The organism is Bradyrhizobium sp. HKCCYLRH3073, assembly GCF_051167995.1.
In the GTDB taxonomy this organism is placed as follows: Bacteria; Pseudomonadota; Alphaproteobacteria; order Rhizobiales; family Xanthobacteraceae; genus Bradyrhizobium.
Genome location: NZ_JBNPUD010000014.1, coordinates 1 through 23,142 on the forward strand (window position 1 = coordinate 1; position 23,142 = coordinate 23,142).

Annotated in this window: 22 protein-coding genes; 14 read left to right on the forward strand and 8 right to left on the reverse strand. The window is 66.8% G+C overall.

What is annotated here, in order from left to right; genetic code table 11:
- Window positions 1–194: 194 nt before the first annotated feature.
- From ACQR1X_RS26515 to ACQR1X_RS26565, 11 genes are all read left to right on the forward strand, one after another.
- The gene (locus ACQR1X_RS26515) at window positions 195–1,337 is read left to right on the forward strand and encodes a methyltransferase (protein WP_434899934.1); all 1,143 of its coding nucleotides are present in this window, start codon (window positions 195–197) and stop codon (window positions 1,335–1,337) included.
- Window positions 1,338–1,426: 89 nt separating this feature from the next.
- Window positions 1,427–2,368 (forward strand): chlorophyll synthesis pathway protein BchC, encoded by a 942-nt coding sequence (gene bchC, locus ACQR1X_RS26520; RefSeq protein WP_315803439.1) that lies wholly within the window; start codon window positions 1,427–1,429, stop codon window positions 2,366–2,368.
- The gene (locus tag ACQR1X_RS26525; protein ID WP_315803440.1) at window positions 2,365–3,375 is read left to right on the forward strand and encodes a chlorophyllide a reductase iron protein subunit X; all 1,011 of its coding nucleotides are present in this window, start codon (window positions 2,365–2,367) and stop codon (window positions 3,373–3,375) included. Before bchC ends, ACQR1X_RS26525 begins: the two co-directional genes overlap by 4 nt.
- 31 nt (window positions 3,376–3,406) lie before the next feature.
- The gene (gene bchY / locus ACQR1X_RS26530) at window positions 3,407–4,957 is read left to right on the forward strand and encodes a chlorophyllide a reductase subunit Y (protein WP_434899935.1); all 1,551 of its coding nucleotides are present in this window, start codon (window positions 3,407–3,409) and stop codon (window positions 4,955–4,957) included.
- Window positions 4,957–6,408 (forward strand): chlorophyllide a reductase subunit Z, encoded by a 1,452-nt coding sequence (bchZ, locus tag ACQR1X_RS26535; protein WP_434899936.1) that lies wholly within the window; start codon window positions 4,957–4,959, stop codon window positions 6,406–6,408. Before bchY ends, bchZ begins: the two co-directional genes overlap by 1 nt.
- 29 nt (window positions 6,409–6,437) lie before the next feature.
- Window positions 6,438–6,665, forward strand: coding sequence for a hypothetical protein (locus ACQR1X_RS26540; protein WP_315803443.1), 228 nt, complete (start codon window positions 6,438–6,440; stop codon window positions 6,663–6,665).
- 150 nt (window positions 6,666–6,815) lie between these two features.
- Entirely contained in the window at window positions 6,816–7,046 is a 231-nt protein-coding gene (gene pufB, locus ACQR1X_RS26545) for a light-harvesting antenna LH1, beta subunit (RefSeq protein WP_315803444.1), read from the forward strand.
- A gap of 16 nt (window positions 7,047–7,062) precedes the next feature.
- The gene (gene pufA / locus ACQR1X_RS26550; RefSeq protein WP_315803445.1) at window positions 7,063–7,251 is read left to right on the forward strand and encodes a light-harvesting antenna LH1, alpha subunit; all 189 of its coding nucleotides are present in this window, start codon (window positions 7,063–7,065) and stop codon (window positions 7,249–7,251) included.
- A 134-nt stretch (window positions 7,252–7,385) separates the two neighbouring features.
- Complete coding sequence (gene pufL / locus ACQR1X_RS26555) at window positions 7,386–8,231, forward strand: photosynthetic reaction center subunit L (protein ID WP_315803446.1); 846 nt, start codon at window positions 7,386–7,388, stop codon at window positions 8,229–8,231.
- Window positions 8,232–8,249: 18 nt separating this feature from the next.
- Window positions 8,250–9,176: a photosynthetic reaction center subunit M gene (pufM, locus tag ACQR1X_RS26560; RefSeq protein WP_315803447.1), complete on the forward strand. Its 927-nt coding sequence runs from the start codon at window positions 8,250–8,252 to the stop codon at window positions 9,174–9,176.
- Between the two features lie 18 nt (window positions 9,177–9,194).
- Entirely contained in the window at window positions 9,195–9,878 is a 684-nt protein-coding gene (locus ACQR1X_RS26565) for a heme oxygenase (biliverdin-producing) (RefSeq protein WP_434899937.1), read from the forward strand.
- A gap of 435 nt (window positions 9,879–10,313) precedes the next feature.
- Here ACQR1X_RS26565 and ACQR1X_RS26570 read toward each other — a convergent pair whose 3' ends face one another.
- The gene (locus tag ACQR1X_RS26570) at window positions 10,314–12,488 is read right to left on the reverse strand and encodes a GAF domain-containing protein (protein WP_316183305.1); all 2,175 of its coding nucleotides are present in this window, start codon (window positions 12,486–12,488) and stop codon (window positions 10,314–10,316) included.
- Entirely contained in the window at window positions 12,489–13,859 is a 1,371-nt protein-coding gene (ppsR, locus tag ACQR1X_RS26575; protein ID WP_315803450.1) for a transcriptional regulator PpsR, read from the reverse strand.
- A gap of 330 nt (window positions 13,860–14,189) precedes the next feature.
- On the opposite strand from ppsR (ACQR1X_RS26575), the gene ACQR1X_RS26580 reads away from it, so the two are divergent.
- Window positions 14,190–14,624, forward strand: coding sequence for a c-type cytochrome (locus tag ACQR1X_RS26580; protein ID WP_315803451.1), 435 nt, complete (start codon window positions 14,190–14,192; stop codon window positions 14,622–14,624).
- A gap of 258 nt (window positions 14,625–14,882) precedes the next feature.
- On the opposite strand, the gene ACQR1X_RS26585 is transcribed toward ACQR1X_RS26580, so the two are convergent.
- From ACQR1X_RS26585 to ACQR1X_RS26610, 6 genes are all read right to left on the reverse strand, one after another.
- A complete protein-coding gene (locus ACQR1X_RS26585; RefSeq protein ID WP_315803452.1) occupies window positions 14,883–15,146 on the reverse strand; it encodes a hypothetical protein in 264 nt (87 codons plus the stop codon).
- Between the two features lie 11 nt (window positions 15,147–15,157).
- Window positions 15,158–16,369 carry a geranylgeranyl diphosphate reductase gene (locus ACQR1X_RS26590; protein ID WP_316217404.1) on the reverse strand — a complete coding sequence of 404 codons (1,212 nt, stop codon included), beginning with the start codon at window positions 16,367–16,369 and terminating at the stop codon, window positions 15,158–15,160.
- A 3-nt stretch (window positions 16,370–16,372) separates the two neighbouring features.
- The gene (locus tag ACQR1X_RS26595) at window positions 16,373–17,707 is read right to left on the reverse strand and encodes a BCD family MFS transporter (RefSeq protein WP_434894715.1); all 1,335 of its coding nucleotides are present in this window, start codon (window positions 17,705–17,707) and stop codon (window positions 16,373–16,375) included.
- Window positions 17,704–18,618, reverse strand: coding sequence for a chlorophyll synthase ChlG (gene chlG / locus ACQR1X_RS26600; RefSeq protein WP_434899938.1), 915 nt, complete (start codon window positions 18,616–18,618; stop codon window positions 17,704–17,706). The genes ACQR1X_RS26595 and chlG overlap by 4 nt, the downstream gene beginning before the upstream one ends.
- Before the next feature lie 14 nt (window positions 18,619–18,632).
- Entirely contained in the window at window positions 18,633–20,000 is a 1,368-nt protein-coding gene (ppsR, locus tag ACQR1X_RS26605) for a transcriptional regulator PpsR (RefSeq protein WP_434899939.1), read from the reverse strand.
- Window positions 20,001–20,138: 138 nt separating this feature from the next.
- On the reverse strand, window positions 20,139–21,035 hold the full coding sequence (locus ACQR1X_RS26610; RefSeq protein WP_434881338.1) for a cobalamin B12-binding domain-containing protein: 897 nt from the start codon (window positions 21,033–21,035) through the stop codon (window positions 20,139–20,141).
- A 229-nt stretch (window positions 21,036–21,264) separates the two neighbouring features.
- On the opposite strand from ACQR1X_RS26610, the gene bchF reads away from it, so the two are divergent.
- Window positions 21,265–21,858 carry a 2-vinyl bacteriochlorophyllide hydratase gene (gene bchF / locus ACQR1X_RS26615; RefSeq protein ID WP_434840085.1) on the forward strand — a complete coding sequence of 198 codons (594 nt, stop codon included), beginning with the start codon at window positions 21,265–21,267 and terminating at the stop codon, window positions 21,856–21,858.
- Entirely contained in the window at window positions 21,855–23,141 is a 1,287-nt protein-coding gene (locus tag ACQR1X_RS26620; RefSeq protein ID WP_434899940.1) for a ferredoxin:protochlorophyllide reductase (ATP-dependent) subunit N, read from the forward strand. The genes bchF and ACQR1X_RS26620 overlap by 4 nt, the downstream gene beginning before the upstream one ends.
- Window position 23,142 lies beyond the last annotated feature (1 nt).

Genomic DNA, 23,142 nt, shown 5'->3' on the forward strand with positions numbered 1-23,142 from the left:
GCAGAAGAATCCACGCCATGCGCCTTGTCCAGCCTGCCTGAACCGGACAGCCGTGGGACAAGCCCGGCCATGACGACGTGGAGAGAGACGAGCACAAAACGGCGATCGCCACATGCGATTGCCCTGCCCTCCAGGGGAGGGTGGGCAGTGGTGCGCGTCGATGCGCTATTGCCCGCCGACTGGAGCATTGATCCGTGTCGACCGTCGTCCGCCACGACACTCCGCCCCCGATCAGCCTCATTGATCGCTGGCGCGGCTGGCGCGACGCGCTGCTCGCGAGTGCGGCGTTCCAGCGCTGGGCGGCGGCGTTTCCGTTGACGCGGCCGATTGCGCGCAGGCGGGCGGCGGAGCTGTTCGACCTGTGCGCAGGGTTCGTCTATTCGCAGACGCTGGCGGCTTGCGTGCAGCTCGATCTGTTCGAGACGTTGCGCGCCGGGCCGTGCGATCTCGCGGCGCTGGCGTCGCGCGCGGTGGTGCCCGAGGCCGCGATGGAGAGCTTGTGCGAGGCGGCGAGCGCGCTGCAATTGCTCGAGCGCCGCGGTGCGTGCTACGGGCTCGGGCCGCTCGGCGCGGCGCTGCTCGGCAATCCCGGCATCGCCGCCATGGTTCGACATCACGCCGCGCTGTATGCCGATCTCACCGATCCCGTGGCGCTGCTGCGCGGACAGGACCGCGAGCGCCGGCTCGCGCAGTACTGGCCGTATGCGCTGGACAAGACCGGCGATGCGCTGACACGCGACAGCGTCGCGCCCTACACGGCGCTGATGGCGGCGTCGCAGCCGATGATCGCGGACGTCGTCCTCGCAGCCTATCCCTTGAGTGGCCACCGTTGCCTGCTCGATGTCGGCGGTGGCGACGGCAGCTTCCTGACCGCCGCCGCGCGGGCTGCGCCGCAGCTGCAGCTCAAGCTGTTCGATCTGCCGGAGGTCGCCGCGATCGCGCAGGAGCGTCTCGCCAAGGCCGGGCTGGCCGATCGCGTCACGATCACGGCCGGCAGCTTCTACGACGATGCGCTCCCGACCGGCGCGGACGTGATCTCACTGATTCGGGTCGTGCACGATCACGACGACGAGGCCGTGGCGCGGTTGCTCGCGAAGCTGCGCGCCGCGCTGCCTGACGATGGCGTGCTGCTGCTGGGCGAGCCGATGCGCGAGGCGGCCGGCGGCAGCGATGGCGTCAGCGCCTATTTCGAGATCTATCTGCGCGCGATGGGGCAGGGGCGGCCGCGCAGCCCCGCCCGCTTGCGCGAGCTGCTCCACGCGGCGGGTTTTTCGCAGGTGCGAGTGCTTCGCACCCGGATCCCGCTGATCGCCAGCGTGATTGTCGCGAACAGCTGACACTCAAACTGTAAATATATATTGACACTCTCCATAGTCGGACTAACCTCACATCCGTAACTAAGCGGGCGTCGCCGGGGAGTTGGGCTATGGACGCGATCGCCGTCGTACTGGGGAGGCCGAGGGAGTTGTCGCTGCAACAGCTGCAGCTGGCGGATGCCCCGGACTGCCTGACCGTCGACATCGAATGGAGCGCGATCAGCACCGGCACCGAGCGGCTGCTGTACGAGGGACGGATGCCGTCCTTCCCGGGCATGGGCTATCCGCTCGTACCGGGCTACGAGGCGGTGGGCCGCGTCGCGCGCGCCGCGCCAAACTCCGGTTTTCGCAAGGGCGAGCGCGTGTTCGTGCCGGGCGCGGCGCGCTGCTTCGGCGAGGTCAGGAGCCTGTTTGGCGCCGCCGCCTCGCGTCTCAACGTTCCCGCACAGCGCCTTGTTGCGATCGATGAGACGACGGGCCAGCGCGGCGTGCTGCTGGCACTGGCGGCCACCGCCTATCATGCATTGCAGATCGGTGGTGACGGCCAGGCCGAATGCGTCGTCGGCCATGGCGTGCTCGGCCGTCTGCTGGCGCGGCTGATCGTGGCGATGGGCGGCGATCCGCCCGTGGTGTGGGAAAGCAATCCGGAGCGCGCCGTTGGTGCGACGGGCTATCGCGTCATCGATCCCTCAGAGGACAGCAGACCCGACTATCGGCTGATCTTCGATGCCAGCGGCGATGCCGGGCTGCTCGACAGCCTGATTGCTCGCCTAGCGCCACGTGGCGAGATCATCCTCGCCGGCTTCTACAGCGCGCCGCTCTCCTTCTCCTACCCGCCGGCCTTCATGCGCGAGGCGGCGATCCGCGTCGCCGCCGAATGGACGCACGAGGATCTGCTCGCGGTGCGCAATCTCATCGACACCGGTCGGCTGTCGCTGGACGGGCTGATCACGCACCACGCCGACGCCTTGTCCGCGGAGAGTGCCTACCAGACCGCGTTCGACGATCCCTCATGTCTCAAGATGGTCCTGGACTGGAGAGCTGCCGCATGAACGCCCCGACCAAGATCACCGCCAATCTTGCCGCGATGACGGATGCCTTGCGTGCCGAGGCCGCGATCGAGCCGGATGCGCCGGTGACGGCTGCGCCGAAGAAGGCCACGCAGATCATCGCGATCTACGGCAAGGGCGGCATCGGCAAGAGCTTCACGCTCGCCAACCTGTCCTACATGATGGCGCAGCAGGGCAAGAAGGTGCTGCTGATCGGCTGCGATCCGAAGAGCGACACCACCTCGCTGCTGTTCGGCGGCCGGGCCTGCCCGACCATCCTCGAGACCTCGTCGAAGAAGAAGCTCGCCGGCGAGGAGGTCAAGATCGGCGACGTCTGCTTCAAGCGCGACGGCGTGTTCGCGATGGAGCTTGGCGGGCCCGAGGTCGGCCGCGGCTGCGGCGGACGCGGCATCATCCATGGCTTCGAGCTGATCGAGAAGCTCGGCTTCCACGATTGGGGCTTCGACTATGTGCTGCTGGACTTCCTCGGCGACGTCGTCTGCGGCGGCTTCGGCCTGCCGATCGCGCGCGACATGTGCCAGAAGGTGATCATCGTCGGCTCCAACGACCTGCAGTCGCTCTACGTCGCCAACAATGTCTGCTCGGCGGTCGAGTATTTCCGCAAGCTCGGTGGCAATGTCGGCGTCGCCGGCATCGTCATCAACAAGGACGACGGCACCGGCGAGGCTGCGGCGTTCGCGGAAGCCGCCGGCATTCCGGTGCTGGCCTCGATCCCGGCCGACGACGACATCCGCCGCAAGAGCGCGAGCTATCAGATCATCGGCCGCCCCGGCACGCCCTGGGCGGCGCTGTTTGAGCACCTCGCCCAGAACGTCGCCGAGGCGCCGCCGCGGCATCCGCATCCGCTGACGCATGACGGTCTTCTCGGGCTGTTCAAGGCCTCGGAGGTCGGGCGCGACGTGGTGTTGGAGCAGGCGACGCTCGAGGACATGTGCGGCAGCACCGCAGTGGCCAAGCCGTCGCTCGAAGTGATCTACGACAGCGTGTGATGGGATCGGTCGGCGAGCGGAATGTAATGCAATGAGCGATCCTGTGGTCCATCAGGCAATCAGCGCGCAGAGCGGCGCAGCGGCAGCTCTTCTGCCGGCGCAGCCCGAGGCGCTCGGCTGCCACGCCGGCAAGGCCGAGCTCAAGCGTGCGGCCGATGCCGCCGGCAAGAGCGAGGTGCTGGCGCGCTACGCGGCCGACTATCCGGCCGGGCCGCACGACCAGCCGCAGAGCATGTGCCCGGCGTTCGGCTCGCTGCGCGTGGGCCTGCGCATGCGGCGCACCGCGACGGTACTGTCGGGCTCGGCCTGCTGCGTTTATGGCCTCACCTTCACATCGCACTTCTACGGCGCGCGGCGCAGCGTCGGCTACGTCCCGTTCAATTCCGAGACGCTGGTCACCGGCAAGCTGTTCGAGGACATCCGCGAGGCCGTGTTCAAGCTGGCGGACCCCGCCAACTACGACTGCGTCGTCATCATCAATCTCTGCGTGCCCACCGCGTCGGGCGTGCCGCTGCAGATTCTCCCGAAGGAGATCAACGGCGTCCGCGTCATCGGCATCGACGTGCCCGGGTTTGGCGTGCCGACCCATGCCGAGGCCAAGGACGTGCTCGCCGGCGCGATGCTGAGCTACGCGCGCCGCGAGGCGGAGCAGGGTCCGGTGCAGGCGCCACGCGTGCCGCGCGGCGATCGGCCGACCATCGCGCTGTTAGGTGAGATGTTTCCGGCCGATCCCGTCGGCATCGGCATGATGCTGGCGCCGCTTGGTCTCGCCGCGGGTCCCGCGGTGCCGACGCGCGAATGGCGCGAGCTGTATGGCGCGTTGGACTGCGCGGCCGTGGCGGCGATCCATCCGTTCTACACGGCCTCGATCCGTGAGTTCGAGGCGGCGGGCCGCCCGATCATCGGCTCGGCGCCGGTCGGCTGGGATGGCACGGCGGAGTGGCTGGAGGCCGTTGGCGCGGTCTGCGGCGTCGGGCGCGCGCAGATCGATGCGGCCAAGAACGCGGTGCTGCCGGCGATCCGCGGCGCGCTTACGGCGACTCCGATCCGCGGCCGGATCACGCTGTCGGGCTATGAGGGGTCGGAGCTGCTGGTCGGGCGTCTGCTGGTCGAGAGCGGCGCCGATCTGCGCTATGTCGGCACGGCCTGTCCGCGCACGCGCTGGTCGGAGGCCGACTGTGCCTGGCTCGAGAGCCGCGGCGTGCGCGTGCAGTACCGCGCCTCGCTGGAGCAGGATCTCACGGCGGTCGATGAGTTCGCGCCGGATCTTGCGATCGGCACCACGCCGGTCGTGCAGAAGGCCAAGGCGCGCGCGATCCCGTCGCTCTACTTCACCAATCTCATTTCGGCGCGGCCGCTGTTCGGCGTCTCCGGCGCTGGCTCGCTGGCGCAGGTCGTCAACGCGGCGATCTCAGGCAAGGCCCGCTTCGACGAGATGCGCGACTTCTTCGAAGGTGTCGGTGAGGGCGACACCGCGGGCGTGTGGCAGGGCACCCCTGTCGCGCGTCCTGCTTTCCGCGACAAGTACCGCAAAGCGGTCGCGGCGCAGGCCAAGGCGCGCAAGTCCGAGGAGATGGTGTGATGCTGATCCTCGACCACGATCGCGCCGGCGGCTATTGGGGGGCGGTCTACGCGTTCACCGCGATCAAGGGCCTGCAGGTCATCATCGACGGCCCCGTGGGCTGCGAGAACCTGCCGGTGACCTCGGTGCTGCACTACACCGACGGCCTGCCGCCGCATGAGCTGCCGATCGTCGTGACGGGGTTAGGCGAGGACGAGCTCGGCCAGAAGGGCACCGAGCAGGCGATGAAGCGCGCCCGCGCCGCGCTGGATCCCGACCTGCCGGCGGTGGTCGTCACCGGCTCGATCGCCGAGATGATTGGCGGCGGCGTCACGCCCGAAGGCTCCAACATCAAGCGCTTCCTGCCGCGCACCATCGACGAGGACCAGTGGCAGAGCGCCAACCGCGCGCTGAGCTGGCTGTGGAGCGAATACGGCCCACGCCGGATTCCTGAGCGCAAGCCGCGCGCGGACGGCGAGAAGCCCAGGGTCAACATCATCGGGCCGATCTACGGCACCTTCAACATGCCGTCGGATGTCGCCGAGATCCGCCGCCTGGTCGAAGGCATCGGCGCCGAGATCAACATGGTGTTCCCGCTCGGCAGCCACCTCGCCGACGTGCCGAAGCTGGTCAATGCCGATGTCAACATCTGCATGTACCGCGAGTTCGGTCGCCTGCTGTGCGAGACGCTGGAGCGGCCTTATCTGCAGGCGCCGATCGGGCTGCATTCGACGACGAAATTCCTGCGCTCGCTGGGCGAGATGCTCGGCCTCGATCCCGAGCCGTTCATCACCCGGGAGAAGCATACGACGATCAAGCCGCTGTGGGACCTCTGGCGCTCGGTGACGCAGGACTTCTTCGGCACCGCGAGCTTCGGCATCGTCGCCTCTGAGACCTACGCACGCGGCCTGCGCAATTTCCTGGAGATGGAGCTCGGGCTGCCGTGCAGCTTTGCCACCTCGCGCTGTGCCGGCGCCAAGACCGATAATGACGCCATCCGCAAGGCCATCCACGAGCGGCCGCCGCTCGTGCTGTTCGGCAGCTATAACGAACGCATGTATGCGGCGGAAGCCGGCAACCGGTCGGTCTACATCCCGGCCTCGTTCCCGGGCACGGTGATCCGGCGCCACACCGGCACGCCGTTCATGGGCTATGCGGGGGCGACCTACGTCGTGCAGGAGGTCTGCAACGCGCTGTTCGATGCGCTGTTCAACATCCTGCCGCTCGCAACCCAGCTCGACCAGATCGCGGCGACGCCGGCGCGGCTCGAGCGTGAGCTGCCATGGGATGACGGGGCCAAGCTCGCGCTCGACCAGATCATCGAGACCCAGCCGGTGCTGGTGCGGATCTCGGCGGCCAAGCGGCTGCGCGACGCCGCCGAGCGCGGTGCGCGCCAGGCTGGACTCGACAAGGTGACGGAGGACGTTCTCGCGCATGCGCGGTCGCAGCTCGCAACGGGCCAGGCCGCGTAGGCACGGGGATAGCGGAGAGGGAGAGGACGATGTCGTTATACGAACGCATGGATCGTGACGTCGCGCCGAGATCGCGCGAGCGCATCGACTATCTCCTGGTCTACGCGATGTGCTTCGCCGTGCTGATGGTCGAGGGCGTGCTGCGCCGGATCGGCTCCATCATCACCGGCCACCGGCCGGCGCCGCTCGGCGCGATCGTCGGTGAAGCGAGGATCAAGGCCGCGAACTGCGCGACCTCGTCCTTCATGGGACTTTGAGTTCGAGAGCGGTCAGTGCGCTCTCTGGGTTCTCAAGGAGTTCGTGCGGCTCGCCGCACGGATGTCATCCCGGCGACGGGATGACACTTCGACGCCGCTCATCTCGGTGGGCGGCATCCGGCCGAAAGGCCAACACCAGGAGGTACCACTATGGTGGACGTACCAAACAAGGGAGGCTCTCTGTCAGGGCTGACCGAAGCGGAGGCGAGGGAATTCCATAGCATCTTCATGACGAGCTTTGTGGTCTTCACGGCGGTTGCGATCGTCGCCCACATTCTCGCCTGGATGTGGCGTCCCTGGCTGCCCGGGCCGACTGGCTACAAGGCGGCGATGGATGGGGCAGCCCACTACGCCACTCTCGCGCTCTCCTACCTGACCTGATCGAAAGGAGAAAACTATGTGGCGCTTGTGGTTGTTGTTCGATCCCCGCAGGGTTCTCGTGGCTCTCGGCGTGTTCCTGTTCGGACTGGCATTGGTGATTCACTTCATCCTGCTCAGCACCAACCGGTTCAACTGGCTGGAGGGGCCGCGTGCAGCGAAGACGTCGTCGATCTCCGATCCGGCAACGCCGGTGAAGCTCAGCTAGCAGCTCGACGACCAGAGGGAAGCGGACGGGCGACGGCGGCAGACCCCGTTCGCCCGCTTCCCAAATCCTCTCGTCCAACGAATTCACGACACGACACGTAGCATATCGCGCGACGGGCAGCGGAGGCAGGACCGATGGCAATGCTCAGCTTTGAACGAAAATACCGCGTCCGCGGCGGCACGTTGATCGGCGGCGACCTCTTCGATTTCTGGGTCGGACCGTTCTACGTCGGCTTCTTCGGCGTGACGACGATCTTCTTCACCTTCGTCGGCGTGGCGCTGATCCTCTACGCCACGGCGCTCGGACCGACGTGGAATCTCTGGCAGATCAGCATCAACCCGCCCGATGCCAAATACGGGCTGTCGTTCGCGCCCCTCACCGAGGGCGGCTTCTGGCAGCTCATCACGGTGTGTGCGCTCGGCGCCTTCGTCTCATGGGCGCTGCGCGAGGTCGAGATCTGCCGCAAGCTCGCGATCGGCTATCACGTGCCGTTCGCCTTCGGCTTTGCGATCTTCGCCTATTTCACGCTGGAGGTGATCCGGCCGGTGCTGATGGGCTCATGGAGCTACGCCTTCCCCTACGGCATCATCACTCACCTCGATTGGGTGTCGAACACCGGCTATCAGTTCGGCAACTTCCACTACAATCCTGCGCACATGATCGCGATCACGTTCTTCTTCACGACGTGTCTCGCGCTCGCGCTGCACGGCTCGCTGATCCTGTCGGCCGCCAACCCGGGCAAGGGCCAGGAGATGAAATCGCCGGAGCATGAAAACACCATGTTCCGCGATCTCCTCGGCTACTCCATCGGCACGCTCGGCATCCATCGCCTCGGTCTGTTCCTGGCGCTGTCGGCGGTGTTCTTCAGCGCTGTCTGCATCGTCATCTCCGGTCCCGCCTGGCTGATGCCGGAAGGCAATGCCTGGTCGGACTGGTGGGACTGGTGGCGCCACGTCCCGATCTGGTCGCCGCCGCAATGAGTTCAAGGAGAGGTCGTCATGGCCCAATACCAGAACATCTTCACGCAGATCCAAGTTCGTAGTGCGATCTATCCGGGTATCCCGATCGAGCCCGGCGTCTGGGAGCGGATCGGCAAGGGCAGCTTCAACTATTGGTTCGGCAAGCTCGGCGATGCCCAGGTCGGCCCGGTCTATCTCGGCTTTCTCGGCCTCGCGTCGCTGATGTCGGGCTTCGTTGCGATCGAGATCATCGGTCTCAACATGCTGGCATCGGTGAACTGGAGCCCGCTCGAGTTCATCCGCCAGTTCCCGTGGCTGGCCCTGCAGCCGCCGGCGCCGGAATACGGCCTGCAGATCTTCCCGCCGCTGCAGGAGGGCGGCTGGTGGCTGATGGCCGGCTTCTTCCTGACGACGTCGATCCTGCTGTGGTGGGCGCGCACCTATCGCCGCGCCCGCGCGCTCGGTCTCGGCACGCATGTGTCGTGGGCGTTCGCGTCGGCAATCTGGCTCTATCTGGTGCTCGGCTTCATCCGGCCGATCTTCATGGGGAGCTGGAGCGAGGCGGTGCCGTTCGGCATCTTCCCGCACCTCGACTGGACCAACAACTTCTCCATCACCCACGGCAACCTGTTCTACAATCCGTTCCACATGCTCTCGATCGCCTTCCTGTACGGGTCGGCGCTGCTGTTCGCGATGCATGGCGCGACGGTGCTGGCGATCAGCCGCTACGGCGGCGAGCGTGAGCTCGAGCAGATCGTCGACCGCGGCACGGCCTTCGAACGTGGTGCGCTGTTCTGGCGCTGGACCATGGGCTTCAATGCGACGGCCGAGTCGATCCATCGCTGGGCCTGGTGGTTCGCCGTGCTTTGCACCTTGACCGGCGGCATCGGTATCCTACTGTCGGGCACCGTGGTCGATAACTGGTTCGACTGGGGCGTGAAACACGGGCTGGCGCCACCGCGCTGAAGTCCTGCAGGTCGAGGCATGTTGGACAGAGTCGAATTGGATCGGATCGAGATGGCCGGGCGCAGCACGCGTCCGGCCAGTTTTTTGCAGGCGATGCGGGAACGTACCAAGACGCTCCACGTCACCGCCGAGCGGACCGGCATCGTCGCCGAGCTGTTGCGGGGGCGCGGCACGGTTCATGCGTACGCGCTGCTGCTGCGCAACCTGCTGCCGGTCTACGAGACGCTCGAAGCGCAGCTGCTCCGCCATCAGGGCACGCCAGTGACGGGCCGCATCGTGCGGCTGGAGCTGCATCGCAGTGCTGCGATCAAGGCCGATCTCGCTGAGCTCGAGGCGTGCAATCTGCCGTTGCTGCCCGAGGCGATCGCCTATGTTCGTGCTATCCACGAGGCAGGCTCCGGCTCCGGCCATCCGCTGCTGGCGCACGCCTATACGCGCTACCTCGGCGATCTCAGCGGCGGCCAGATCATCAAGAAGATCCTGGCGCGCTCGCTCGAACTGGAGCCCGCGGCCCTGTCGTTCTACGAGTTTACGGAGATCGCCGATATTCCGCGCTTCAAGGATCACTACAGGGACGCATTGGAGCAGGCCGGCGCGGCGATGGCCGAGCATGATGCGGTCGTCGAGGAAGCCGCCACGGCCTTCCAGCTGAACATCGCGCTGTCGCAGGCGCTCCAGCAGGCGGCTGGGCTCGCTGGCTGAGGCCGCCGACGTCCAGCTCAAATCGATCTCGTCCGACAGGGCACTGCGTTGGAGCCGATGTGTTTCCGCCGGCGACGGCCGGCTCCCCTCCCCGCAAGGGCAGGGCCATCGCATATGACCCGGCCCTTGTTAGGGGCCTCATGGTTCGAGACGCGCCGAAGACGGCGCTCCTCACCATGAGGATTGAGGAATCCAGCCGCGAAACTGGCCTCGTCCTGAGGAGCCCGCCGGAGGCGGGCGTCTCGAAGGACGGTAGGAGGCGTGCTGGCGGCTACGAGCTTTTCTCATATGCGATAGCCCTGCCCGCAAGGGGGAGGGGAGTAGACCGAGAGCGTGGTGAGATATCGGGCGATATCGTCAAAGTACGAGCTACGTGGTCAAAGCGGGTGCGAGACGGCATTCATCAACGACGTACCGCAGACACTCTCCCTCGTCTTACTCCTCGCTCTGCGAGCGATACCACACCAGGTGCTCGAGGATCTCCAGCGTCCGCGTGGTCGAATTGCGGATGCTCTCCAGCATCTCCGGCATGCTGCCGGCCTGCGCGCCGTGCGTCACCTCCAGCGCGGCGAGCTGCGCGTTCTCGACGGTGGACGCGGCGAGCTCCTTGTAGATCAGGCTTGCACTCTGATCGAGCCGCAGCGTGGGCCGGCGGGCGCCGTCGATCTCTTCCTGGAAGCGCGCCCGGGCCGCCTCGGCGGTCTTGCGCTCGGTCAAGTCCGAGAAGATCAGCACGAAGCCGAGCACGCGATCATACGGCGCGATCACCGGGTCGGCGCGCACCATCAACGGCCGTTGCGGCGAGGCGCCGCCCGTCAGCGTCAGCTCGCCGCGCCAGCTGCGCTTGTTGCGCATGAGGTCGTCGAGATTGGCGCGGAATTCCGCCGGCGCGGTGCAGTAGCTGCCGAGGTCGCGCAGATATGGGATGTGCGGATGCGAGGCGCGCAGCTGCTGCTCGAATGCTTCGTTCATCAGCAGGATGCGGCCCTCGACATCGGCGATGATGACCGGCTGCTCCGAGCGCAGCACCTGGGCGCTGATCGTGGCGAGCTGGTCCTGCGCGATCACCATGCGCACCGAACGCAGCTGCAGCGCCACGTCGGCGACCGTCTCGCTGACGACGCGGGCGGAGGCGAGCTCGGCGCTCGACCAGGGCTCGGACTTGCCTTCGACCAGCTGATGCCATTTCGCAAACGAGCGCCGCGGCGACAGATCCGACGGATCGTCGCCGATGATGACGGCCTTGAGCGGGTCGCCGCCCCAGGTCACCGTCCGCACCTGCTCCGGCCGGAACCACAACAGATACTCGCCCTCGCTCGCCGACAGCGGTGCGGCGATCAGGCCGCTGGCGATCGAGCGGATGTCGGCAAAGGACGGTTCGTCGAGCGTCAGCGAGCTGGTCGCCGTCAAGCCCTCGGGGGCTGCTCCCGGCGTGTTGCGCCGGCGATCGAGCCAGGCGGCGAGATCGCGGATGCGCTGCGTCGACGGGACGTCGCCGGCGGTCGTGACCTGGCCCTCGAACAGCAGCGCCGCGCCGCTCGCACCAAGCGGCTGCAGCAGCGACTGCGAGCCGTCGAACAGCGCCGCCTGCCATTCGCCGTCGCGCGACACCGCTTCGACCAGCCGCTGCTCCAGCCGGCGCACGACCAGCTCGGATTGGCTTTGGGCAAAGCTCTCCAGCGCCGCGATCCGGATCGCGCAGGTCTCGGCCAGCGCCTCGCCTGCCGCGCGAATGTCGAACGGCACGAAGCGTGGCTCATAGTGATGGCAGGCGATCAGTCCCCACAGCCGTCCGCTGACTATCAGCGAGCACACCAGCGTCGCGCCGACGCCCATGTTCTGCAGGTATTTCTGGTGGATCGGCGACATGCTGCGCAGGCAGCTCAGGGACATGTCGAGGTCGCGGCCGTTGAGCGGCGAGATGCGCGGCTGCAGCGGCACTGGCGTGTAGTTGACGTCGACCAGGAGGCGCACGCGGTTGCGCTCGTAGAGCCGGCGCGCGATCTGCGGAATGTCGGATGCCGGATAGCGGTTGCCGAGAAAGGCCTCCAGATCCGGCCGCCGCCGCTCCGACAAGACCTCGCCATGGCCGTCCTCGTCGAAGCGATAGACCATGACGCGGTCGTAGCCGGCGATCTCCCTGAAGATGGTCGCCGTCTCGTCGCACAGGCCGAGCAACGATGAGGCCGAGGTGATGCGGTGGAAGGCGCTGTCGAGCGCAGGCGCGATGTTGGTCGTCTTCGTCGCCGGCTCCAGCTCGACGATCAGCCCGCCATTCGAGGGTCGGTGAAGCGTGCAGTCGACCCGGCGCGGCGGCGCCCCGGCGGTGCATCGCAGGGTCATCGGAGCCAGATGGAGGGGGCTGTTGAGATGCGGCAGGATCTGCAGGGCCAGGTCGCCGCCAAGATCGCGCAAGGGACGGCCGACCACGGAGCCGGTGTTGAGGAAGACGGCCGCATTGGTGCTGGCCTGGATGACGATGTTGTCGGGCTCCTTGACCGCCAGGAGAATGCCGTGCGGCTGGATCGAGCCTGCGAGATGAATCTGTTCACGCTCGCAATCCGCAAGAGTAGCGTGGCCGAAGGCCGGCGTTGTCAGCGGAACGGGCAACTATCTCCCCTTTTCGGTTTCCTCGTCGCTTTCTTCGAGTTGGCTCAGATTATACCGATCGAGCTTGGCGTAAAGACTCTGGCGGCTGAGGCCGAGAATTTCGGCAGCCGACGTCCGGTTCCCGTTGGCGAGCTCGAGCGCAGCGCGGACGTAATGCTGCTCGACGACTTCGACCGTGCTCCTCACCAGGTCGCGCAACGGTGTCTTGCCGACGGATTCATTGAGGCCCGCGAGGGCGACCCGCAGATTGTCATGCTCCGCCGCGGGCGACAACCGCCTGGCGATGTTGCGCAACACCAGGCCGATCCGGCGCTGGCCGTCGAGGCCATGGGCGGCAGCCGAGATCTCGACCTCGGTCTCGGTCCCGAGCTCGCCCTGGATCGTGGTCGACAGCAGCCGGACGGCTCCATGGCGCTCGACGTTGGAGATCAGCACCGAAAGGTCGGCGCCGGGGCGCGTCAGCCACCGGCTCAGCTTCTCATCGATCAGCGCCTCTTTCGATCCGACCTCGACCAACTCCAGGAAGGCCCGATTGGCCCGCTTGATGGCACCGGTGCCATCGATGCTGATGACGGCATCGGGAAGATTGTCGATCAGCGCTTCGGGATCGTCGGGGAGCGGGCCCGGCTGCGCGGCCTTGCCGATCGGCGCCATCTGCAGCAGGAACATCGGCGCGGTCTCGCTGGTCATCAGCGATCCCCGGAGCATCCAGGGTGCGGTGTCGTGGCCGAGGTGAATCACGATGCCCGGCGCCTTGCCCTGGTCGCGGACGCGCCTCAGCATCAGCTCTACCGGCTCGCGATCCTTTTGCGGGATCTCCTGCAGGAACTCGCGGCCCACCAGATTGTCCCGGCGACGGCTTGAAACGCCGAGCGCGGCCGCCGCCGTCCGATTCGCTTCGACGATGCGCAGATCTGACACTTTCGTCAGCAGCACAGCCTCGTTGGAGTCCTCGATGACCAGGCGGTAGCGCGTCTCGATCTCGCGCAGCTTCCAGTAGTCGCGCTCGATGGTCTGCTGGGCCGAGATCAGCCGGGCCTGGAGCTCCGCGACCGCCTGCAGATTCTTGCCGATCGCCAGCATGCCGGCCCGGCCGCCGAGCAGCACGGTCGTGAATTCCATCGGCAGCTCGAGACCGCTCGGGAACCGCTGCGTGATCTGTCGGAATGCGGAAATGCCGGTCCGCTTGGTGTCCTGCATGATGCGCTCGATCTTCTCGCTCGCATCATCGACGATCTCGGACCAGGGACGGCCGAGCCAGATGTCGACATTCTCGGCTGACATGTTCGGCGACAGCGTCGCCTCACGGATCACGCCGTCCATGTCCAGCAGCAATGTCACGTCGGGTCGTGGACCGTGAAACTCGGCCATGGTCTTGGCACCCGTTATCTTTGGCACCCTCTTGAGACGCTCGGGGGATCGCGGCCAGTTCATTTGGCGCGCATTTTGAAGGTGTTGCGCCCCATCCCGCTAACGTATTGAGAGTCTTGAGAATGTCGTTAGCCCATGCAGGGCGCTCGCTGTCAAGGCTTATTTCAGAGCATCCTTCTTTCGTTGGTATCCCTGCGCCTATTGCATGTTCGAGCTGCGACTTATTCGCTCACTTTCGCCTGAACCAGGCATGACAAGATTACGTGACACTGTTACCTGTAAGGAGCAAATCACATGGGCTAACAAAAACGACGCATCGGGAGGTCGCATATGCTTCGATCGGGTTTGGTTGCAGCGGTCATGACTGCCATGTCGGCGGGCGCCGCGTTCGCGTTGGACGGCGGGGACGCTGCCAAGGGCGAGCAGGTCTTCAAGCAGTGCATGACGTGCCACCGGATCGGACCGGAGGCGAAGAACGCCGTCGGTCCGGTCCTCACCGGCGTCGTCGGCCGGCCCACCGGGACCTATCCGGGCTTTGCCTATTCGGAGCTGAACAAGCATGCCGGCGAGGCGGGGCTCGTCTGGACCGAGGACAATATCTTCGCATACCTCCCGGATCCCAACGCCTTCCTGAAGAAGTTCCTCACCGACAAGGGCAAGGCGGATCAGGCGACCGGCTCGACCAAGATGGTGTTCAAGCTCGCCAACGAGCAGCAGCGCAAGGACGTCATCGCGTATCTGAAGACGTTCTCTGAGAAGAAGTGAGCGGCGTCGGTACCGCGCTCAGGTTCTGAGCGGTTGCCCGCGCACCTTCCGCACGCACCCGTGTCGTCCCGGCGAACGCCGGGACCCATACCGCGTGATCTCCCTTGGGGCACGCTGCGCGTTGAGCCTTCTGTGAAACCGATAGTTGCCGGTGGCTATGGGTCCCGGCGTTCGCCGGGACGACAGCTGTGGGTGCCCTTTGCGTCAGCGGGGTTTGCGCGGGCCGAGCGCATGAGTCATTTGAAGAGGCGATATGCCTCAACGCCACCGCTGCCTGAGATCAGCCGCGTTGGCGAGGCCGGAGGCGGCGAGGCAGCCCGCGAGCCAGAACCACGGCGCCCCGGTCAGCGCGCAACGTACAGCCAGCAGCAGGAACACCCCGGCGAGCAGATTGGGCAGCAGCGCGAGCGGGCTGATGCCGCGGCGGTGGCGCTGCCAGATCCACGTCACGGCCGCAAGCTCCACCGCGACCACCGTTAGGATCAGGTCGACCAGATGCGGGCTGTGAAACAGCTCATCCATCGCGCGAGCCGCTACGCCGCCCTCGCGAGCCCGGTGAGGTGCGCGATGTTCTTGAAGAAGATGCGCACATGCGACAGCGGCTTGGCGCGGACCAATTCCTTGTTCATGTACGCGTCCCAGGTCAGCTGCTGGACGTCCTTGTCACGGCAGATCGCGACGAAGCGCTCGCGGCGGGCATCGCTCGTGTACCAGTAGCGCTGCATCAGACCGAGGATGAAGAACACGGCGCCGTGCCTGCGCATGAAGGATTTGCGGGCCGTCGCCAGGGCGGCTGCATCGCCGGTCTTAAGGAACAAGGCAACGGCGTCGGCGGCCGCGCGGCCGCCAGCCATCGCGTAATAGATGCCTTCACCGGAGGCCGGGGCCACCACGCCCGACGCATCGCCGGCCAGCACGACGTCGCGGCCATTGTCCCAGCGCGACAGCGGCTTCAGCGGGATCGGCGCGCCTTCGCGGCGGATGGTGTCGAGATCGTCGAGCGCGGCAGCCTTGCGGAATTCGGCGACTGAGCCCCGCAGCGAAAAGCCTTTATGCGCGCTGCCGGTGCCGATGCTGGTGGTCGGTCCGTGCGGAAACACCCAGCTGTAGAAGTCCGGCGACAGCCGGCCGCGATAGACGACATCGCACCGCGCGGCATCGAACACCGGATGGCTGCGGTCCGGCGAGCGGATGATCTCATGATACGCGAACACGTAGCGCATCTCGCCGGCTTCGGGGATGCACTGGCGCGCCACGGCCGAGACCGCCCCGTCGGCGCCGATCACGGCGCGCGTCCGCACGCTGTCCTCGCGCACGCTGCCGTCGTCCATGCGCCGGACGTAGTGCACCACCGACCTGCCGTCGTCGTCGCGCGCGATATGGCTGAAGGTTCCGGTGCGGCGGATCGCGCCGCCTTCCGCCGCGCGTGCGCGCAGCCACTCGTCGTAATGCTCGCGATCGACCATGCCGACGAAGCCGCCGTCGATCGGCATGTCGACGTCCCGGTTGCTCGGCGACACCATGCGGGCGGACGAGATTCGGGCCACCAGCAGATGGTCGGGAATCTCGAACTCGGCGACCAGCCGCGGTGGAATGGCGCCGCCGCACGGCTTGATGCGGCCGGCTCGGTCGAGCAGCAGCACGTGATGGCCGTGACGGGCCAGATCATTCGCGGCCGTTGCGCCGGCCGGTCCGCCGCCGATGATCACCGCGTCGAAGGTCTCGGGGCTGGAGGAGGGGCTCATCGGTCAGGCTCCCTGGTTGGCCGGCTGTGGCTGAAGCGGCGACGTCTGCTCGCGCGGGCGCTTGATCCAGATCGCGAGCCAGGCGGAGAGAACGAACAAGGCGGCTTCGGCGGCGAACACCGCCGCGTAGGCCGAGGCGGTCGACGGCATGAGGTGACGCGCAGCGTCTGCCGCCGCGGTGCCCACGAAGCCGCCGATGCCGAACGAGATCGCCTGCGAGGCGCCCCACAGGCCCATGCGCGTGCCCTCGCGATTGTCGCGGCCTTCGCTGACCATGTTCATCATCGCGCCGATCGCGGCGATGGCGTAGACGCCGTTGGTGATGCCGAGCAGCAGCACGGACGCGCGTAGCGGCCAGGCCGGGCCGACGGTGGCGGCGGCGACCAGGCTGAGCAGCGCCAGCGCCGAGGCGAGGCAGCCGCCGATGATCCAGGGCTGCGGGCGCGTCCGCCAGTCGGCATGCAGGCTCGCCATCGCCGGCATCAGGATCATGCCGATCAGCGCGCCCATGTGCTGCACCGAGGAGAGCTGCGTGGTCTGGCCCGGCGTCATGCCGAACACGCTGCCGGCGAACGGCTCCAGGATGAGGTCCTGCGCGCTGTAGGCCAGCATCGAGACGAAGATGAAGATCGCGAACCGTCGCGCCTGCGGCTCCCGGCAGATCTCGCGGAAATCCTCCATGAAGCCGGAGCGATTCGCGGCGCCGGAGGTCGTGTGAGGAGACGCGTCGGGCTGCTCGATCCCCCAGACGCCCAGCAAGGTCAGCACCATGGCGATCGCCGACACCGTGCCGGACACCAGCATCAGCCGCTCGCCGGAGAACGGATCGAGCGCCTTGCCGGCGACCGCGGTCGTGACGATGAAGCCGGTGATCATCATGATCCAGGCGATCGAGGCGGCGGCGCTGCGCCGCGCCGGCGCGGTGCGCTTGGCGAGCAACACCAGCAGCGAGGTGCCGGCGGCGCCGACGCCGATGCCGATCATGATGAAGGCGACCACGGCGATCGCGAGACCGAGAGCGAGATGCGTCGCCATCAGCGCGGTAGCGGCGGCGGCCAGCAGGCCGCCGGCGGCGAGCACGGCCATGCCGCCGACGATCCAGGCGAAACGACGCCCGCCGACGTCGGAGCCATGACCGAGCCAGGGCCTGAGCACCTGCATCGCGTAATGGATCGCGACCAGGAGGCCGGGGATCATGGCCGGCAGAGCGAGCTCGATCACCATCACGCGGTTCAAGGTCGAGGTGGTCAGCACCACGACCGCGCCAAGCGCGGTCTGCACAAGGCCCAGCCTGACGATGCCGACCCAGGACAGAGGAGCGGGCGCAGCGCTGCTCATGCCGGCAACCCCGCCAGCGCGAAGGCCGTGACCAGCATGCCCAGCACGTAGAGCAGCACGCCGGTCCCGTTGTACCAGGGCGCGAGCTCGCGCGGATTCGTCATCAAGCGCCGCATCAGCACCAGCTGGGCCGCGATCAGCGCTGCGACGATCGTGGCATGGGCCGGTCGGCTCCAGACGATAAGCAGCACGAGCACCGCGACCTGCGCCAGCGCCATCGTGATGCAGGCGAGGCGGGCGGCGCGCTCGGGCCCGAGCAGCACCGGCAGCGAATTGACGCCGCTGACGCGATCGCCATTGATCGACTTGAAGTCGTTCAGGGTCATGATGCCGTGCGCGCCGGCGCTATACAGCAGGGCGATCGAGAGCACCGGCCAGGACGGCGCCTGCGCGCTCATGATCGCCGCCGCGGTGATCCAGGGCAGTCCTTCATAGCAGAGGCCGACGGCGCTGTTGCCCCACCAGCCGTTCTGCTTCAACCGGATCGGCGGCGCGCTGTAGGCCCAGGCGAGCGCAAGGCCGAGCGCCGCCGCGGCAAAGCCCCAGGTGCCGAGCAGGGTGGCGACGCCGAGCGACAGCACCGTCCAGATCAGCGCGATATGGAGACCCCAGCGTCCGGGAATGCGGCCCGACGGGATCGGGCGGTCCGGTTCGTTGAGCGCATCGACATGGCGGTCGAACCAGTCGTTGACGGCCTGGCTGGTGGCGCACACCATCGGCCCGGCGAGCACGAGGCCCGCAATCACGATCGGCCAGCGCGACGCCAGCGGCGCGCCTGACGACACCACACCGCAGCCGAACGCCCAGATCGGCGGAAACCAGGTGATCGGCTTCAACAACTCGAGAACGGCCGAGGGCCGAAGCCTTGATGGAATCCTTGGAGCGAGCGGGACGGGCGCGATCTCGGTCATTGCAACTGTTCCACCTATTCCAACTGGCTGTCTTCTTCGCTCGGCTCGGCAAGTCCATAGCGCCGCAGCTTGACGTAGAGGCTCTGTCGGCTGAGGCCGAGCATCTCGGCAGCGGTCGCGCGGTTGTCGCCGGTCACCTTGAGCGCCGTCTCGATGCACATCCGCTCGATCACGTCGGTGGTCTCGCGCACCAGCTCCTTGAGCGGCACGCGGCCGATCAGCTCGGCGAGCTGCTCACGGGAGCGTGGAATATAGCCGTGGTCGCCGCCGTCGCTGGAGATGCGCGGGCCGACATTGCGGATGGTGAAGCCGAGCCTGGCCTGGCCGGGCGCCCCGACCGTGCTGGCGGAGATCTCGACGTCGACCGGCGAGCCGTGCTCGCCGCGGACGACGCTGGAGAACAGCTTCACGCTGCCATGCTGGCGCAGATTGGTCAGCATGACCGAGAAATCGATCGCCGACTTGCCGATCCAGCGGTCGATCGTCTCGCCCAGGATCTGGTGCATGTTCTCGATCTGCGCGAGCTGCAGGAAGGTGGCGTTGGCGTGCAGCAGGCGGCCGTCCATGTCGGTGATGACGAATCCGTCGGGGGCCGATTCGACGAACTGCACGAGCTGGGTGTTGACGTCGGAGCTCTTCGGGAGTGCAGGCTGCGTGGCCAGCGGCGAGAACCGCAGCAGGAACAGCGACGCGTTGTCCTGCCGGAAGAAGGTGCCGTCGAGCAGATAGTCGCGGCCGCCGTCGAGCCGGATCCTGGCGCGTTCGATCTTGCCCTGCGAGCGGATCGCCAGCGACAGGGATTGCGACATCGCCATGTCGTCGAGCAGCAGCGCATCGGGAAACAGCTTGCCGATCAGATTGGCGGCGCCGTGATCGAGCAGGGCGGCCGCGGCCGGGTTGGCCTCGACGATGCGATGGCTCACCGCATCGACGATGAGGACCGGCTCCGACGTGATCTGGAACAGGATCCGGTAGCGCGATTCGGCGTTGCGCATGCGCGAATAGTCGCGCTCGATGGCAACTTGCGCCTCGATCAGCTTCTGCTGGAGCGCGGCGGTGGCGCGCACGTCGCGGCCGACCGCGATGAAGCGCGCCGCGCCCTTGATCGCCACCACCGCGAACAGGATCGGGATGTCCGGCCCGCGCGCGGCCGGATAACGCACCTCGCGCCAGCGCGACACCTTGCGCTGGGAGGCCTCCGTGAGCAGCAGCTCTGGCTTTGTCTGGCTTTCCTCGGACACTGTTGCTTGCCAGGATCGGCCGATCCACGCGTCTGTGTTTCTCAGTTCAAGCGGCAGGCCGGCTTGTTGAAAAGCCAGGTCCTGAATGTTGCCGTCGGCGTCGAGCGCGAGCGCAATGTCGGACGCTGCGGCCACCAGCATGCCCGCAACATCCGCATTGAGGTCGCCAAGCGACTCTTTCGGAGCTCTGAACGCCCTCACCAACGCCGTTGTCCTCCCAGTCAAGGAGCCTTCGCGCGGCAAGTCTCGTTCCAGCATTCATCTTCACTGCACCCTCAGCTATCGCCGTTCGGTCAGAAGACTGACGACGTGCCGGGCTTGCGAAGCCTCTCTGCTCGGATCGGAGACGACACCGTCGCCACCGACCAGGAGAACGAGTTCAGGCCGTTCAATAAAAGCAGGACCGCAGACCAGCACGCCGACGTCCTGGTTGGAGGACTCGCGCCGGACCATCCTTATGTTTGAGGCGAGATCGTCAAGCTTCCTGTCGCTGGTGGCGAAGAACTCGACGACATTGAACCACTGCGAGCGAAGCGTCTCGACGAAGCCGCGATCGGCCGTGTCGGGCTCGATCCAGGTCTCGAAGCCGTCGCGACGGAAGAACTCGCCCGCCAGCACGAGACCGAACATCATGTGGCCCAGCTCGCGCCTGTCGCCCGGCGCCGTGGTCAGCAGCACGCGCAGTCCTGCGGGCGCGACCGCGAGCTCGGCGCAGAAGGCCGGGCTGAAATGCCGCAGCAGCTGCTGCAGCCGCCACAGCGCGAGCGTGACGTCGGCGAAGTCGCGCTCGTCGTCCGCCCACAGATGGCGCAGATGGTTCGCGGTGGGGACCAGGAGATCGAGATAGATGCGCTCCAGGGTCTCGCCGTGATCGCGATGCGCCTGGATGCAGGCCACCGCGCCAACATCGTCCGCGTCCAGCACGAGCTCGGCGAAATCAGCCGCCTCCTGCGCCGAGGCCGTGATGATCGCCGGGACGCGTTCCAGCGCGGAGGCATGGGCCATCACGAGCCGCGGAATGATCTCGGCTTCGATCGCGTCGTTGAGTTGGGGATGGCGTGTGGTGCGGAGCGGCGCGACGATGCGCGGCGATGCCGGCGAATGAAAACCGGGCTGCCCACGCTTCGTCCGAAAGCGGGCTCGCGGAAATCGGGCTGTCTCATTGAGCTCGGTCATAAGCGCCTCCCCTCCATATGAGCGCACGTCACTCGTTGCGTCAATATTATTTGACGTCAATTTTGATTGACACTCTTCCTGCCCAGGTCTAGCGTTTCCCCATCGGGCTCGCACTCGGGGATTTGCGATGCGCCACCTGCGAACTGCACAACGTGACGTTGATCAGACCGAGTGCGGTGCACCACCAATCCCCCTGTGGTTGTCGTCATCGCATCACTGGGCACCGATGTTGTCAAATCATCTTTACACATCGTGTGATGCGCAGTTCACATCCGCCACTGATCCGTCGCTCTGGAGCCAGCTCTGCTTCACGCCTGACCCGGCGTCGCGTGCAAAGCGGCAAGCGCTTTACACGGCTGAGGAAAAGCGCCGGCGCGACGCCACGCCATGGACTCTGGTGCAGGGCATTCTGGCGCCGCTGCAATTTCTCGTCTTCCTGATCAGCCTCGGCCTCGTGGCGCGCTATCTCGCGACCGGCGAGGGGCTGTGGCTCGCGACCGCCTCCGTCGTTCTCAAGACGGCGCTGCTCTACACCATCATGATCACCGGCTCGATCTGGGAGCGGGTCGTGTTCGGACGTTATCTGTTCGCACCGGCCTTCTTCTGGGAGGACGTGTTCTCGATGCTGGTGATCGCGCTGCATACGGCCTATCTGGCTGCGATCATCGGCCATGTCGGCAGCGCCCAGCAGCAGATGCTGCTCGTGCTCGCCGCCTACGCAGCCTATGCGATCAACGCCGCGCAATTCCTGCTCAAGCTGCGCGCGGCGCGGCTGCAGGACGAGGCGATGGCGGCGGCGTCCCGTGCGGAGCGTGCGTCATGAATGCTCATGCGCAAGCCTGTGCCGTGAAACCGCCTGCTTCGCCGGACGGCGTGCTGCGTGAGCGCGGCCAGCGCGAGGTGTTCTGCGGCCTGACCGGCATCGTCTGGCTGCACAGAAAGATTCAGGACGCGTTCTTCCTCGTCGTCGGCTCGCGCACCTGCGCGCATCTGATCCAGTCGGCCGCCGGCGTGATGATCTTCGCGGAGCCGCGCTTCGCCACCGCGATCATGGAGGAGCGCGATCTCGCCGGGCTCGTCGACGCCAATGACGAGCTCGACCGCATCGTCGGTCAGCTGCTGGCGCGCCGTCCCGAGATCAAGCTGCTGTTCCTGGTCGGCTCCTGCCCATCGGAAGTGATCAAGCTCGACCTGTCACGCGCGGCGCTGCGGCTGTCGCAGCGCTTCTCACCTGATGTGCGCGTGCTCAACTACTCCGGCAGCGGCATCGAGACGACGTTTACGCAGGGCGAGGATGCCTGTCTCGCGTCGCTCGTGCCGGTGCTCCCGGCAGCCGATCAGGCTGCGCGGCCATCGCTGCTCGTGGTCGGCGCGCTCGCCGATGTCGTCGAGGATCAGTTCAGGCGGACTTTTGCCGCCCTCGGCATCGACCAGGTTGCGTTCCTGCCGCCGCGGCGCTCGTCGGAGCTGCCGGCGATCGGCCCGGAGACGCGGGTGCTGCTGGCGCAGCCTTTCCTCGGCGACACCGCACGTGCCCTTGAGGAGCGCGGCTGTCGCCGCATCGCGGCGCCATTCCCGCTCGGCGGCGAAGGCACGGCGCTGTGGCTCGCAGCCGCGGCCGACGCCTTCGGCGTGTCGCGCGCGCATGTCGAGCGGACCATCGCGCCGCTCAAGGCGCGCGCGGAGAAGGCGCTGGCGCGCTACCGCGCGCAGCTCGCCGGCAAGCGCGTCTTCCTGTTTCCGGATTCGCAGATCGAGATCCCGCTGGCGCGTTTCCTGGCGCGCGAGATCGGCATGGAGCTGATCGAGGTCGGCACGCCCTATCTGCACCGCGAGCATCTCGACTCCGAGCTGGCGCTGCTGCCTGATGGCACGCAGCTCAGCGAGGGCCAGGATGTCGAGCGCCAGCTCGATCGTTGCCGCGAAGCCCGGCCCGACCTCGTCGTTTGCGGACTCGGCCTTGCCAACCCGCTGGAGGCCGAGGGCCTGACGACGAAATGGTCGATCGAGCTGATCTTCACGCCGATCCAGGGTTTTGAGCAGGCCGGCGATCTCGCCGAGCTGTTCGCGCGGCCCTTGCTGCGGCAAACCAGATTGGCGGTGTGAG

Excerpts from the sequence above, each read along its gene's own strand:
- bchC (WP_315803439.1), top strand. The coding sequence starts at position 1,427 with ATGGACGCGATCGCCGTCGTACTGGGGAGGCCGAGGGAGTTGTCGCTG.
- ACQR1X_RS26525 (WP_315803440.1), top strand. The coding sequence starts at position 2,365 with ATGAACGCCCCGACCAAGATCACCGCCAATCTTGCCGCGATGACGGAT.
- bchY (WP_434899935.1), top strand. The coding sequence starts at position 3,407 with ATGAGCGATCCTGTGGTCCATCAGGCAATCAGCGCGCAGAGCGGCGCA.
- bchZ (WP_434899936.1), top strand. The coding sequence starts at position 4,957 with ATGCTGATCCTCGACCACGATCGCGCCGGCGGCTATTGGGGGGCGGTC.
- ACQR1X_RS26540 (WP_315803443.1), top strand. The coding sequence starts at position 6,438 with ATGTCGTTATACGAACGCATGGATCGTGACGTCGCGCCGAGATCGCGC.
- pufB (WP_315803444.1), top strand. The coding sequence starts at position 6,816 with ATGGTGGACGTACCAAACAAGGGAGGCTCTCTGTCAGGGCTGACCGAA.
- pufA (WP_315803445.1), top strand. The coding sequence starts at position 7,063 with ATGTGGCGCTTGTGGTTGTTGTTCGATCCCCGCAGGGTTCTCGTGGCT.
- pufL (WP_315803446.1), top strand. The coding sequence starts at position 7,386 with ATGGCAATGCTCAGCTTTGAACGAAAATACCGCGTCCGCGGCGGCACG.
- pufM (WP_315803447.1), top strand. The coding sequence starts at position 8,250 with ATGGCCCAATACCAGAACATCTTCACGCAGATCCAAGTTCGTAGTGCG.
- ACQR1X_RS26565 (WP_434899937.1), top strand. The coding sequence starts at position 9,195 with ATGTTGGACAGAGTCGAATTGGATCGGATCGAGATGGCCGGGCGCAGC.
- ppsR (WP_315803450.1), bottom strand. The coding sequence starts at position 13,859 with ATGGCCGAGTTTCACGGTCCACGACCCGACGTGACATTGCTGCTGGAC.
- ACQR1X_RS26580 (WP_315803451.1), top strand. The coding sequence starts at position 14,190 with ATGCTTCGATCGGGTTTGGTTGCAGCGGTCATGACTGCCATGTCGGCG.
- ACQR1X_RS26585 (WP_315803452.1), bottom strand. The coding sequence starts at position 15,146 with ATGGATGAGCTGTTTCACAGCCCGCATCTGGTCGACCTGATCCTAACG.
- ACQR1X_RS26590 (WP_316217404.1), bottom strand. The coding sequence starts at position 16,369 with ATGAGCCCCTCCTCCAGCCCCGAGACCTTCGACGCGGTGATCATCGGC.
- ACQR1X_RS26595 (WP_434894715.1), bottom strand. The coding sequence starts at position 17,707 with ATGAGCAGCGCTGCGCCCGCTCCTCTGTCCTGGGTCGGCATCGTCAGG.
- chlG (WP_434899938.1), bottom strand. The coding sequence starts at position 18,618 with ATGACCGAGATCGCGCCCGTCCCGCTCGCTCCAAGGATTCCATCAAGG.
- ppsR (WP_434899939.1), bottom strand. The coding sequence starts at position 20,000 with ATGCTGGTGGCCGCAGCGTCCGACATTGCGCTCGCGCTCGACGCCGAC.
- ACQR1X_RS26610 (WP_434881338.1), bottom strand. The coding sequence starts at position 21,035 with ATGACCGAGCTCAATGAGACAGCCCGATTTCCGCGAGCCCGCTTTCGG.
- ACQR1X_RS26620 (WP_434899940.1), top strand. The coding sequence starts at position 21,855 with ATGAATGCTCATGCGCAAGCCTGTGCCGTGAAACCGCCTGCTTCGCCG.